This is a genomic window from Martelella sp. FLE1502 (genome assembly GCF_053484255.1).
On record NZ_JBAKFQ010000022.1, the window covers coordinates 1 to 12301 of the forward strand.

General features: G+C 64.7%; 11 protein-coding genes. 7 read left to right on the forward strand and 4 right to left on the reverse strand.

Translation table 11 applies throughout. From position 1 onward, the window contains the following. Positions 1-61: 61 nt before the first annotated feature. Complete coding sequence (recQ, locus tag V6767_RS16790) at positions 62-1876, reverse strand: DNA helicase RecQ (protein WP_448474571.1); 1815 nt, start codon at positions 1874-1876, stop codon at positions 62-64. Between the two features lie 133 nt (positions 1877-2009). Between recQ and V6767_RS16795 the strand changes: the two genes are divergently transcribed. The 3 genes from V6767_RS16795 (at position 2010) to V6767_RS16805 (ending at position 4909) form a co-directional block, all read left to right on the forward strand. Then, positions 2010-2807 carry an RNA methyltransferase gene (locus tag V6767_RS16795; protein ID WP_448474517.1) on the forward strand — a complete coding sequence of 266 codons (798 nt, stop codon included), beginning with the start codon at positions 2010-2012 and terminating at the stop codon, positions 2805-2807. Continuing rightward, positions 2788-3606 carry a glutamate racemase gene (gene murI / locus V6767_RS16800; protein WP_448474518.1) on the forward strand — a complete coding sequence of 273 codons (819 nt, stop codon included), beginning with the start codon at positions 2788-2790 and terminating at the stop codon, positions 3604-3606. Before V6767_RS16795 ends, murI begins: the two co-directional genes overlap by 20 nt. 739 nt (positions 3607-4345) lie before the next feature. After that, entirely contained in the window at positions 4346-4909 is a 564-nt protein-coding gene (locus V6767_RS16805) for a TetR/AcrR family transcriptional regulator (RefSeq protein WP_448474519.1), read from the forward strand. A gap of 4 nt (positions 4910-4913) precedes the next feature. Here the strand turns inward: V6767_RS16805 and V6767_RS16810 are convergent, their stop codons facing one another. Next, positions 4914-6227 (reverse strand): Nramp family divalent metal transporter, encoded by a 1314-nt coding sequence (locus tag V6767_RS16810; protein ID WP_448474520.1) that lies wholly within the window; start codon positions 6225-6227, stop codon positions 4914-4916. A 195-nt stretch (positions 6228-6422) separates the two neighbouring features. On the opposite strand from V6767_RS16810, the gene mntR reads away from it, so the two are divergent. Beyond that, positions 6423-6875, forward strand: a complete 453-nt coding sequence (gene mntR / locus V6767_RS16815; protein WP_448474521.1) for a manganese-binding transcriptional regulator MntR — start codon at positions 6423-6425, stop codon at positions 6873-6875. A gap of 15 nt (positions 6876-6890) precedes the next feature. Here mntR and V6767_RS16820 read toward each other — a convergent pair whose 3' ends face one another. Continuing rightward, entirely contained in the window at positions 6891-7097 is a 207-nt protein-coding gene (locus tag V6767_RS16820) for a DUF1127 domain-containing protein (RefSeq protein ID WP_448474522.1), read from the reverse strand. Between the two features lie 113 nt (positions 7098-7210). Here V6767_RS16820 and V6767_RS16825 point away from each other — a divergent pair, with 113 nt between their 5' ends. Together V6767_RS16825 and V6767_RS16830 are read left to right on the forward strand one after the other, a co-directional pair. Continuing rightward, positions 7211-7927, forward strand: coding sequence for an ArsR/SmtB family transcription factor (locus V6767_RS16825; RefSeq protein WP_448474523.1), 717 nt, complete (start codon positions 7211-7213; stop codon positions 7925-7927). 132 nt (positions 7928-8059) lie between these two features. After that, positions 8060-9574, forward strand: a complete 1515-nt coding sequence (locus tag V6767_RS16830) for a helicase HerA domain-containing protein (protein WP_448474524.1) — start codon at positions 8060-8062, stop codon at positions 9572-9574. A gap of 230 nt (positions 9575-9804) precedes the next feature. Here the strand turns inward: V6767_RS16830 and recG are convergent, their stop codons facing one another. Beyond that, on the reverse strand, positions 9805-11904 hold the full coding sequence (gene recG, locus V6767_RS16835; protein ID WP_448474525.1) for an ATP-dependent DNA helicase RecG: 2100 nt from the start codon (positions 11902-11904) through the stop codon (positions 9805-9807). 92 nt (positions 11905-11996) lie between these two features. Here recG and V6767_RS16840 point away from each other — a divergent pair, with 92 nt between their 5' ends. Next, entirely contained in the window at positions 11997-12299 is a 303-nt protein-coding gene (locus V6767_RS16840; protein ID WP_448474526.1) for an FAD assembly factor SdhE, read from the forward strand. The last annotated feature ends 2 nt before the right edge of the window (positions 12300-12301 follow it).

The following is a 12301-nucleotide window of genomic DNA, read 5'->3' on the forward strand; positions in this document are numbered from 1 at the left end:
TGGAACTACTTCAAATCAACAGCATGCGTTGCAGACTAATCGCCCGATGCTCTAGCGCGCTTCAGCCATGCGCGCGGATGACCGCTAGAAAGTCCTCGCCGTAACGCTGCAGCTTGCTCTGCCCGACGCCCGAGACCGAAAGCATGGCCTCCGGCGTGTCCGGCCGTTCGGCGGCGAGCGCGATCAGCGTGGTGTCGGGGAAGATGACATAGGGCGGGACGCCGCCTTCCTTGGCAAGCGCGGTGCGGGTTTCGCGCAGCGCCTCGAACAGCGCGCGATCCTGCTCGGGAACGGCGGCTCGTTTGTCGGCACTGCGTCTGGCCGAGCCGGGGGAGCCGCCGCGCGTGGGGCGGTCCTTGCGAAACCGCACGGCCCTTTCCTTGCGAAACACCGCGCGCGCCTCCGGCATCAGCTTCAGCGCGCCATAGGCCTCGTGGTCGACCGTGATCAGGCCGGCCGCCAGCAATTGCCGGTAGACCGACTGCCAGGTCTTGACCGGCAGATCGCTGCCGGCGCCGAAGACTGGCATCTGCGCATGACCGAAGCGTTCGGTGCGCTCGGTCTCCTTGCCGGTCAGCACATCGATCAGGTGCCCGGCGCCGAAGCGTTCGCCGGTACGGTAGATCGCGGCCATCGCCTTGATCGCGGCTTCCGTGCCGTCCCAGGTCTCGACCGGCTTCAGGCAGGTGTCGCAATTGCCGCAGCCGCCGGGATGGGCTTCGCCGAAATGGGCGAGAATCGCCTGCCTGCGGCAGCCCGAGGTTTCGCAGATGCCGAGCAGGGCGTTGAGCTTGGCGCGTTCGACCCGCTTGATCTCGTCGACCGCGTTGCCGCCATCGATCATCCGTCCGCGCTGCACCACATCGGCCATGCCGTAGACCATCCAGGCCTCCGACGGCAGCCCGTCGCGGCCCGCGCGGCCGGTCTCCTGATAATAGGCCTCGACCGAGCCTGGCAGGTCGAGATGGGCGACATAACGGACATTCGGCTTGTCGATGCCCATGCCGAAGGCGACGGTGGCGACAAGGCAAAGCTCCTCTTCCTTCAGGAAGGCATCCTGATTGGCGTCGCGTAACGCGCGATCCATGCCCGCGTGATAGGGGAGCGCGCGGATGCCCTGGCCGTTCAGCCATTCGGCGGTCTCCTCCACCTTGGCGCGCGACAGGCAATAGACAATGCCGCTATCGCCCTTGTGGCGGGTAAGAAAATCCAGCAATTGCCGGCGCGGCTGGTCGCGCTCGATGATTTCGTAGGTGATGTTCGGGCGGTCGAAGGAAGTGGTGAAGACTTCCGCTTCCTGAAGCGCCAGCCGCTCGATGATATCGTCGCGGGTATGCGGATCGGCGGTCGCCGTCAGCGCCATGCGCGGTACACCGGGAAAGACGTCCTTCAGCGCATCGAGCGCGCGGTATTCCGGGCGGAAATCATGGCCCCATTGCGAGACGCAATGCGCCTCGTCAATGGCGATCAGCGCGATCTTCACATGCGCCATCATCTCGCGGAAACCGGCCGTCGCCATTCGCTCGGGCGTCACGTAGAGAAGGTCGAGCTCGGCATTGTCGAGCCCGCGGCGGATCGCGCCATATTCCTCGCGCGAAAGCGTCGAGTTCAGCGCCGCGGCTCTGACGCCAAGCTGTTTCAGCGCCTCCACCTGGTCGCGCATCAGCGCAATCAGCGGCGAGACAACCAGCGCCACGCCCGGCCGGCAGAGCGCCGGCACCTGATAGCAAAGCGATTTGCCGGCGCCCGTTGGAAACAGCACCACCGCATCGCCGCCGTCGACCACCTGTTCGACGACGGCCTGCTGCTTGCCGCGAAAGGCGGAATAGCCATAGACGGATTTGAGGACGGAGAGCGGATCGGCGACGTTTGACATGTTGGAGCAATAGCGCGGCGAACGGCGCACGCCAAGACCGGGGCGGGAGAGGCTTGGGTGTTTGCCGCGTTTTTCTTGCATTCGGCGGCGGCGGGAGCGATAAGCCGGAGCAAGAGAGTAAGGCAGATAGCATATGGCAGGCACGAACAGCGAGCGTCCGCTTCTGGCGGAAGGCCCCGTGATCATTCTGGTCAATCCGCAACTCGGCGAGAATATCGGCATGGTGGCCCGCGCCATGGCGAATTTCGGCCTTGCCGAACTGCGCCTCGTCGAACCCCGCGACGGCTGGCCGAGCGACAGCGCGCGCTCTGCCGCCTCCAAGGCTGATCATGTGATCGATGGCGTAGAGGTGTTCGACCGGCTGGAGGACGCGATCGCCGACCTCAACTTCGTCTATGCCACCACCGCCCGCAGCCGCGACGGCTTCAAGCCGGTGCGCGGGCCGACGGTCGCCGCCGAAACGCTGCGCGCGCGCCACATGGCAGGGGAGCGCTCGGGCATTCTGTTCGGGCGTGAGCGCTGGGGGCTGAAGAACGAGGAGGTGGCGCTCGCCGACGAGATCGTGACCTTCCCGGTCAACCCCGCCTTCGCCTCGCTCAACATTGCCCAGGCCGTGCTGCTGATGTCGTACGAGTGGATGAAATCCGGCATGGAAGATGAAAACGCCACGCCGTTTCAGGCGCTCGAGCAGACGCCGGCCACCAAGGAAAATCTGTTCGGTCTGTTCGCCCATCTCGAGGAAGCGCTCGATGCGCGGGGATATTTCCGACCCGCCGACAAAAAGCCAAAAATGATCGACAATCTGCGCGCAGTCTTTACCCGCAGGGCGATGAGCGCGCAGGAAATTCATGTGGTGCGCGGGGTGATTTCCGCGCTCGATCGCTATACCCGCAAGAACCCGCGCGGCCAGGATGGCGGCGATGAGCGATGACGGCCCAGTTCTGATCTTCGATTCCGGCATTGGCGGGCTCACCGTGCTGCGCGAGGCGCGGATGCTGATGCCGGAGCGCCGCTTCGTCTATATCGCCGATAATGCCGCCTTTCCCTATGGCGATTGGGAGGAGGAGGCGCTGCTCGAGCATCTGCTGCGGCTCTTCGGGCAATTGCTGGAGGAAATCCGCCCGGCCTGCGTCATCATCGCCTGCAACACGGCCTTCACGCTTGCCGGTGCGGCACTGCGCGAGCGCTTCCCCGAAACCGATTTCGTGGGCACCGTGCCCGCCATCAAACCGGCTGCCGAACGCACCGCCTCCGGCCTGATCTCCGTGCTCGCAACGCCCGTGACGGTGAAGCGCGATTACACCAAGGGGCTGATCGAAAACTTCGCCACGCACTGCCACGCCCGCCTCGTCGGCTCGCGTTATCTGGCGGCCCTTGCCGAGGACTATATCTGCGGCATCACCGTTGCGGATTCGGCGCTCTGGGCCGAGATTGCACCCTGTTTCGTGGAGGAGGAGGGGAGGCGCACCGATATCGTGGTGCTGGCCTGCACCCATTATCCCTTCCTCGCCAACCGCTTCCGCAAGCTCGCCCCCTGGCCGGTGGACTGGCTGAACCCCGCCGAGGCGATCGCCATGCAGGCAAAGCGGGTGCTGGGGCCATCGACAGCCGCCGCCGATGGCGGCCCCAACCATGATTTCGTGATCTTCACCGGGGCGAACCTGCGCCCGGAAACCGTGCGGCTGATGCAGGGCTTCGGCCTCAAGATCGCCGCGCGCCGGGCGGGGTGAACGACGGCAACTCGGGTCAGTACGGTTCCTGTGTTGCGCGGTTTCCTGTCTGGAGCGGTGTTTTGCTGACTCGACACCCTAGGATGGGTCATGCTCGTGCTCGACACGAGCATCCAGCCCGCACGGAAAACGGTCTTTCGACCATCGCTCCCTCTCTTCAACTGTTTCAAGGCCCGGGTCTGACCCACGCGTCCGATCGTTTTTGCTGCGTTATCTGAGCGCTTCACCGCATGCTGCCGCAAGTAAGCCACCACAGCCGCCGAACCTGACGCACGCTGCCTGGATCCTCGGGTCGAGCCCGCGGATGCCGCCGGATAGGGCAGGGCTATCGCATAGGGCTTTTTCGCATAGCCCCCGAATCTTCTCGCCCCGGCGGGGAGAGATGTCGCGACAGCGACAGTGAGGGGGGGAGTCTTTCCTCTCGAACGCCCTCACGAATGGATACGCTGCTTTACCCTCACTGCCCCTTTCGGGGCAGCTCTCCCGCCAGCGGGAGAGAGTATTGGGAGCAAGCTGCCAAGCCATTGCGATAGCCCGCCGCGTAGGGGGAGAGGGCGGCCGAATCCGTTTGCTTCAATGGATGAGTGAGTTGACCAACTTATATAAGTTAGTTAAGCAACTCACTAATTGAGCCATCGCCGATTGGAACACATTCGGCTTGGCAGGCAGGGCGAGCGCCCATATGAGCCTGCGCGGAATCACTGCCGCAGGATGAGGCCGAAATGAACAGGGAAGACTTATGAGCAGGAAGGATATGGGAAAACGCGCGCGGCTGGTGGAGGCGGCGGTGAACCTTGCCTACCGGCAGGGATATACCCGCACGACGATCGCCGACATCGCGAAGGAATCCGGCGTGCCGCTCGGCAATGTCTACTATTACTTCAAAACGAAGGATGACATCGCGACCGCGATCCTCGACCACCACAAGGGTCAGTTCGCAAGCCTCATGGCGGAACTGGCGGAATTACCCTCGCCCAAGGCCCGGCTCGTCGCCTTCGTCAACAAGACCGTCGGCAATGCCGGGGAGATCGCCTTGAGAGGCTGCCCCGCGGGTTCGTTGAGCGCCGAACTCCTGAAGGCCGGCGACAAGGCGGCGGTGGAGGCTTTTCCGCTGCTCGCCGCGCCAATGGAATGGATGACCGAGCAGTTCGCCGAAATGGGCCATGGCGATGACGCCGAGGCGCTGGCGCTGCAATTGCAGTCATCGCTCCAGGGCGCGTCGCTGCTGGCGCAGAATGCCCGCAACCCCGAGCTTCTGGCGCGCGAAGGGGCAAGGCTGAAGATGTGGATCAACGGGCTTTAAGGCCTCAACCGGCCGCCAGCCCCGGGATCGGCACGCCGAAGGTCTGGGCGAGCAGCACGAAGTTGAGGCTGAGCACGGCGATCGCGGCGAGGATGGCGAGCGCGCCGATCAGCCGGCCATTGGCATACTCGCCCATGATCTTGCGGTTGCGGGTGAAGATAACCAGCGAAATCATCGGCACCGGCAGCGCGATAGACAGGATGATCTGGCTGACGACCAGCGCCTGGGTGGCGTTGACGCCGAGCGCGACGACCACGAAGGCCGGCAGCATGGTGATCAGCCGTCGCAGCCAGATCGGGATCCGGAAGCCGACGAAACCCTGCATGATCATCTGCCCCGCCATGGTGCCAACGACCGAGCTGGAGATGCCCGATGCGATCAGCGAGATCAGGAAAACGGCCGCCGCAGCGCCGCCGAGCAGGGGCGTCAGCATATGGTAGGCGGACTCGATTTCGGCGACCTCGCTGTGGCCCTTGTGAAACGCCCCCGCGGCCATCATCACCATCGCCATGTTGACCACGCCCGCCACCGCGAGCGCCGCCACCACTTCGATATTGGAGAACCGCAGCACACGGCGGCGCTCGGTCTCGTTCTTGACCGCGACCCGGTGCTGCGTGAGGCCAGAATGGAGATAGACGGCATGCGGCATGACGGTGGCGCCGATAATGCCGACCGCGATCGCGAGCGCCGTGGCATCTGGAATGTCCGGGCGGACAAGGCCCGTTGCCGCCTCGCCCCAGGCCACGGGCGCGATGAAGAGCTCGATGATGTAGCAAAGCCCGATCACGCCGATCATGGCACCGATGATCAGTTCCATCGGGCGAAACCCCCGGCGCTCAAAAAGCAGAATGCCGTATGTGACCACCGCAGTGACGCCCATGCCCGCCATCAGCGGCATGTTGAACAGTAGCGCGAGGCCGATCGCGCCGCCGAGAAATTCGGCAAGGTCGGTCGCCATCGCCGCAATCTCGCTGACGATCCAGAGCAGGATCACGACCGGTTTGGAAAATTCGTCGCGGCAGACTTCCGCCAGGTTGCGGCCGGTCACGATGCCGAGCTTGGCCGACAGCGCCTGAAACAGCATGGCGACCAGATTGGCGAACAGCACCACCCAGAGCAGCGTGTAGCCATAGCCGGCACCCGCCTGGATATTGGTCGCGTAATTGCCCGGATCGACATAGGCGATCGCGGCGATCACCGCCGGACCGACAAACAGCAATGCCGATTTCGGCCGCACCCGCCCGGAGGCGAGGGCCTGTTCGATGGCCGTATTGGTCTTGTCCGTGAGCGAGCGGCGCTTGGTTGTCAGGTCAGTCATGGGGCGAGGCATGTTGGACAGTTTGGAATTATTAAAAATATAGCCTAGGCTACATTTTTGTCAATCGTCGTTATCATGGCGCGATCAAGGCCGTTCGCCAAGGGCGATTTGCCTTGTCACCCGCCACCGGATACAAGAACAGGACGATAATTTACCCTCGGCTACAGATTGATCCTGCAATTCAGGGAGTGACCGGTGAGCGACGATCAAAAACCATCCGATTGCGACGCCGCCGACCGGTTTTCAAAGGCGCGGTCCGAGCGCGCGAGCGCGCTTCTGGAGGATTACACCGAGCTGATCGGTGACCTGATGGCCGAACACGGCGAGGCGCGGATCGCCGATATCGCCCGCTCCATGGGCGTCGCCCATCCGACGGCGACCAAGGCAGTCGCGCGGTTGAAGCGCGAGGGGCTCGCAACCTCGCGGCCCTATCGCGGCGTATTCCTGACGCCGGCGGGCGAAGCGATGGCGGAAAAAGCGCGGCAGCGCCACCGGATCGTGCACGATCTGCTGCTGGCCATCGGCGTGCCGGCCGAAGCGGCCGAACTCGACGCCGAGGGCATAGAACACCACGTCTCCGAAGAGACGTTGAAGGCTTTCGCGGCCTTCCTGGCCGGAAAACACGAGCGCGAGCCGCCGAAAGACTGAGGGCGTCGCGGCTGTTCAGTCCCAGAACGGCCGGCCGGCTTCCCTGCGGGCCTCCGACGGCGTGACGCCGATATCTCTCAGGTGGTCGTCCGATAGTTCGAGCAGATCCATCCGCTGACGCCGCCGCTGCGGCCAGCGGACGAACAGAGTGTGGAGCACAAGCCCGGCGGCGCGCCGAATGGCGCTGAAGCGGGCAGGGCTCCGGGCCGAGGAGTCGGTCATGGGGGTATCCTCTCATTTTCGAGGAGATTTATGCCGCCGTCTCGCCCTTTGTTTCGGTCTTGACCGAAGCGATCGGCGATGACGGTGTGTTTCCCCGGTGCTAGATTGGGCCCATGACAAACACGGTTTCCGCAAACACGCTCGCCTCCGTCGCCGCCCTGATCGGCGATGTCGCGCGGGCGAACATTCTTTCCGCGCTGCTTGGCGGCAAGGCGCTGACCGCCGGCGAGCTTGCCGGCGTCGCCGGCATCACGCCGCAGACCGCGAGCGGCCATCTGGCCCGTCTTGTGGATGGCGCGCTGGTGGCGGTCGAAAAACAGGGCCGGCACCGCTATTTCCGCTTGGCCTCCGCCGATGTCGCCGAGACGCTGGAGCATCTGAGCCTGCTTTCGGCGGCCGGGCCCGCCCGCTATCGCCCCACCGGCCCGAAGGACGAGGCGATGCGGGTGGCGCGCACCTGCTACGACCACATGGCCGGCGCCATCGCGGTCGGCATCACCGATTCGCTTGCGCGCGCGGGCTATCTGGAATTCGACGGAGCCGCGGGGCTGGTGACCGACAAGGGCCGGGCGTTTTTCTGCGATTTCGGCATATCGCTGGAAGAGGCCGGCAAAAGCCGTCGGGCGCTCTGCCGCACCTGCCTCGACTGGAGCGAGCGCCGCCACCATATCGGCGGCTGGCTGGGGGCGGCCATGCTTTCGCGCTGCCGCGAGCGCCACTGGCTGCGGCCGGCGAAAGAGGGCCGGGCGCTGACCCTGACGCGGGAAGGGCAGGCCGGCTTTGCCGCCACCTTCGCGATCGATCCGGCGGTGCTGCGCATCATCGCATGAGGCGGAAAGCTGTGGGTAACGCCCGCCGCCGCACGACCGCGCCGGCGCCGACCTGCTATAGCAGGCTATGCGACCCCGCTCATCTGCGACGCGTCCGCGACAAATCCATCCGAAACGAAGGTGAAGGCGAAAGTGCAAGTCGACATCGATATGGGAACGACATCGACCGGTGACGTGGCCAGTCTCGATATCGAGGAATTGCTGGCGACCCGGCTTCTGGTGCAGGGCAATTCCGGTTCCGGCAAGTCGCATCTGCTGCGCCGGCTGCTGGAACAGTCGGCAAAATGGGTGCAGCAGGTGGTGATTGACCCGGAGGGCGATTTCGTCACGCTTTCGGATGCTTTCGGCCATGTAGTGGTCGACGGCGAGCGCTCCGAGGGCGAGCTGATCGGGATTGCCAACCGCATCCGCCAGCATCGCGTTTCCTGCGTGCTGACGCTGGAAGGCCTCGAGATCGAGGACCAGATGCGCACCGCCGCCATCTTTCTCAACGCGCTGTTCGATGCCGATCGCGACCACTGGTATCCGGTGCTGACGGTGGTCGACGAGGCGCAGATGTTTGCGCCGTCCGGCGGCGGCGAGGTGGCCGAGGAGGTGCGCCGGCAATCGCTCGGCGCCATGACCAACCTGATGTGCCGGGGCAGAAAGCGCGGGCTTGCGGGCGTGATCGCCACCCAGAGACTTGCCAAACTGGCGAAGAACGTCGCCGCCGAGGCCTCCAACTTTCTTATGGGGCGGACCTTTCTCGATATCGACATGGCGCGCGCGGCCGATCTGCTCGGCATGGACCGCCGCCAGGCTGAACAGTTCCGCGATCTGAAGCGCGGCAATTTCGTGGCGCTTGGTCCGGCGCTGTCGCGCCGCCCGCTCAAGGTGATCATCGGGCCGGTGGAAACCTCGGCGCGGTCCTCCAGCCCCAAGCTGATGCCGCTGCCGGACAAGCCGGAGGATGTCGACGACCTGATCTTCACGCCCGATCCGGAAGACCTCGCCCGTCAGGCAGCCGCCCCGCGCCGGGTGACGCCACGTCCGCGACCGACCGTCGATATTATCGACCAGCTTTCCCAGTCTTCTGATGCTGCGCCGGAGCCGCGCGGCCCACGCGCGAGCGCGATGAGCGACGAGGAGCGGGAAGACTGGATTACCATGACCCTGGCCGAAATCGCGGATGGCAAGGAATCGGCTTTCCGTTCGGATTCAGAGCTTTATCAGGATTTTTTGATGCGCGGTCGCATGAAGCGGATTTCCGGCGCGCCGCTCTCCATGTCCGATTTCCGGCGCAGGCTCGCGATCGCCCGCTCCGGCGTCGATGAGGCGATGGCCGAGAGCGAGGGCTGGCAGATGGCGCTGTCGCTGACGCCGCATGTCACCGATGATCTTCAGGGCGTGTTCCTGATGCTGGCCAAGGCAGCACTCTCCGGCGAACCTTGCCCATCCGACGCCACGATTGCGCGCGCCTATGGCACCCACTCCGCCCGCCGCGCCCGCCGCTTTCTCGACTGGTTCGAGGAACAGGGCCTGATCGTGCTCCACACCGAGCCCGGCGGCAAACGCGTCGTCGCGTTTCCCGATCTGGATGCCAAGACCGAAGGCGGCGACCCCGACGCGCCGGCGGATGCGGGCGAGCGGCGGGATGCGGCGGAGTAGGGTGTCCGGTCCCGTTCGTCCGGCGCTGTTCAACGCTCCCCGAGAAGCCGTTATGGCGGTCGCGGTGAACCGCCCTCTCATGGGTCATGCTCGTGCTTTACCCGAGCATCCAGGCAACGCGGAGAACGCCGCCTGGACCCTCGGATCAAGTCCGAGGGTGACGCCTGATAGGGTAGAGTACCGTCGGAGAGGGGGCTATGGCGTCTCAGGTAAACAAACCGTCGGCCGCGCTACCCCGCATTCAGATAGCGGATCGCTTCATCGCGGCGGAACAGGTAGAGCAGGGTTCTGAGGGCCGTCCCGCGTTCGCTCTTGAGTTCCGGGTCCTTGCTGACGATATAGCCGGCATCCTTGCGGGCGATGGCGAGGATGTCGCCATGGGCTTCGAGGCTGGCGAAGCGAAAACCGGGTATACCGGACTGGCGCGTGCCGAGAAGCTCGCCCTCGCCGCGCAGCTTCAAATCCTCCTCGGCAATGCGGAAGCCGTCATTGCTCTCGCGCAGCACCGAAAGCCGGGCGTGGCCCATTTCCGAAAGCGGTCCCTTGTAAAGCAGGATGCAGGAGGAGGCCTCGTCGCCGCGACCGACGCGCCCGCGCAACTGGTGAAGCTGGGCCAGGCCGAAGCGCTCGGCATGCTCGATCACGATGATCGAGGCATCCGGCACATCGACGCCCACTTCCACGACTGTGGTGGCGACCAGAAGGCGGGTTTCACCGGTTCTGAAGGCCTCCATCGCAGCGTCCTTGTCGGCGGATGACATACGGCCATGAATCAGGCCGACCTTTTCCGGCCCGAGCGCTTTTGCCAGCGTTTCATAGCGTTCCTCGGCCGACATCAGCTCGACGGCCTCCGATTCCTCGACCAGCGGGCAGATCCAATAGGATTTTTTTCCTTGGGCCAGGGCATCGCGCAGCCGGCCGACGACATCGCCGATCCGTTCCAGCGGAATCGTGACGGTCTGGATCGGTTTTCGCCCGGCCGGTTTTTCGGTGAGGTTGGAAACATCCATGTCGCCGAAGGCGGCGAGCACCAGCGTGCGGGGGATCGGCGTTGCCGACATCACCAGAAGATGCGGCGCCATGCCCTTGGCCGTCAGCCGCAGGCGCTGATGGACGCCGAAACGGTGCTGCTCGTCGACAATGGCGAGCCGGAGATCGTGATAGGTGACATTGTCCTGAAACAATGCATGGGTGCCGATCACGATCCTTGCCTCGCCGCTGGCGATCTGAGCCTCGATCTCCTTGCGCTCGCGCGCCCTGGTCTTGCCGGTCAGCAGGCTGACGGTCACGCCGGCCTTTTCGGCAAGCGCTGCGATGCCCTCATAATGCTGGCGCGCCAGGATTTCGGTCGGGGCCATCAGCACCGCCTGACCGCCATCCTCGACCACGGCCAGCATCGCGAGCAGGCCGACAATGGTCTTGCCGGAGCCGACATCGCCCTGCAGCATGCGCAGCATCCGGGTCTCCTTCGACATGTCGTCGAGGATCGCCGTCACCGCCTGTTCCTGTCCGGCGGTCAGCGCGAAGGGCAGGGCGGCGCGCACCTTGTCCGAAAGCGCGCCGGTTGCCCGCACCGGCCGGCCCTTGGCCTTTCGCATGCGGCTTCTGACCAACGACAGCGAAAGCTGGCCGGCCAGAAACTCGTCATAGGCAAGCCTGCGCCGCGCCGGGGCCTGCGGCTCGATATCGGTTTCGTCGCGCGGGGCGTGGAGGGCGGCGAGCGCCTCGCCGGTCGTCGGAAAGCCCTCCCGCGCGACGATTGCGGGATCGATCCATTCGGGAAAGACCGGAACGCGCGCGAGCGCTGCCTCGATCGAGCGGCGCAGAATTTTCGCCGAAAGTCCCGCCGTTAACGGATAGACCGGTTCCACCGCCGGCAGCGTATCGGCTTTCTCGACCGGCACGATATAGTCGGGATGCACCATGGTCGGGCGACCGTTGAACCATTCGGCACGGCCGCTCACCACCACCGTCTCGCCAACCGGCAACTGCTTTTCCAGCCAGTCGGCCCTGGCGTGAAAGAAGGTCAGCGTCAGTTCGCCGGTCTCGTCATGAAGGTAGACGCGATAGGGCGTGTTGGAACGCGAGGGAGCCGGCTGGTGGCGGTCGACGCGGCCTTCCACCGTCACGATCGCGCCTTCGGGCAGGTGCGCGATTCCCGGCTTCAGCCGCCTGTCGATCACGGAGGTCGGCGCATGGAACACCAGATCGATGACGCGGGCCTCGTCCTTGCTGCCCGTCAGCTTCACCAGCAGCTTGGCAAGTTTGGGCCCGATCCCCGCAAGCGAGGAGGCCGGAGCGAACAGGGGATCGAGCAAAGCAGGTCGCATATTTTTGAAATGTACCCGCTGAGAGGCTTTGGCAAGGCTGACAAGCGCGAAACGAGCCGCTATAGAGGCCAATCAACAGAGAAGGTATCGAAATGACCGGTTTGAAGCGCACCAGCGCCGACCTCGACCCGCGGCGGCGGCGCATGCTGTTTCGCGCGTGGCACCGCGGCATTCGCGAGATGGACCTGATCCTCGGGCAATATGCCGAGGAAAATATCGCCGACATGGACGAAGCAACGCTCGACCAGTTCGAGACGATCATGGCGGAGGAGGACGCCGACCTGATCGCCTGGATCAACGGCGCTTCGCCCGTGCCGGAGCATCTGCGCATGCCGCTGTTTGAGAGCATTGCCGCCTATCGGCCGGATTTCGATCCGGTTGAAAAGAACGCCTGAGA

Coding starts and splice junctions, on each gene's coding strand:
- recQ (WP_448474571.1), bottom strand. CDS start 1,876: ATGTCAAACGTCGCCGATCCGCTCTCCGTCCTCAAATCCGTCTATGGC.
- V6767_RS16795 (WP_448474517.1), top strand. CDS start 2,010: ATGGCAGGCACGAACAGCGAGCGTCCGCTTCTGGCGGAAGGCCCCGTG.
- murI (WP_448474518.1), top strand. CDS start 2,788: ATGGCGGCGATGAGCGATGACGGCCCAGTTCTGATCTTCGATTCCGGC.
- V6767_RS16805 (WP_448474519.1), top strand. CDS start 4,346: ATGAGCAGGAAGGATATGGGAAAACGCGCGCGGCTGGTGGAGGCGGCG.
- V6767_RS16810 (WP_448474520.1), bottom strand. CDS start 6,227: ATGACTGACCTGACAACCAAGCGCCGCTCGCTCACGGACAAGACCAAT.
- V6767_RS16820 (WP_448474522.1), bottom strand. CDS start 7,097: ATGACCGACTCCTCGGCCCGGAGCCCTGCCCGCTTCAGCGCCATTCGG.
- V6767_RS16825 (WP_448474523.1), top strand. CDS start 7,211: ATGACAAACACGGTTTCCGCAAACACGCTCGCCTCCGTCGCCGCCCTG.
- recG (WP_448474525.1), bottom strand. CDS start 11,904: ATGCGACCTGCTTTGCTCGATCCCCTGTTCGCTCCGGCCTCCTCGCTT.
- V6767_RS16840 (WP_448474526.1), top strand. CDS start 11,997: ATGACCGGTTTGAAGCGCACCAGCGCCGACCTCGACCCGCGGCGGCGG.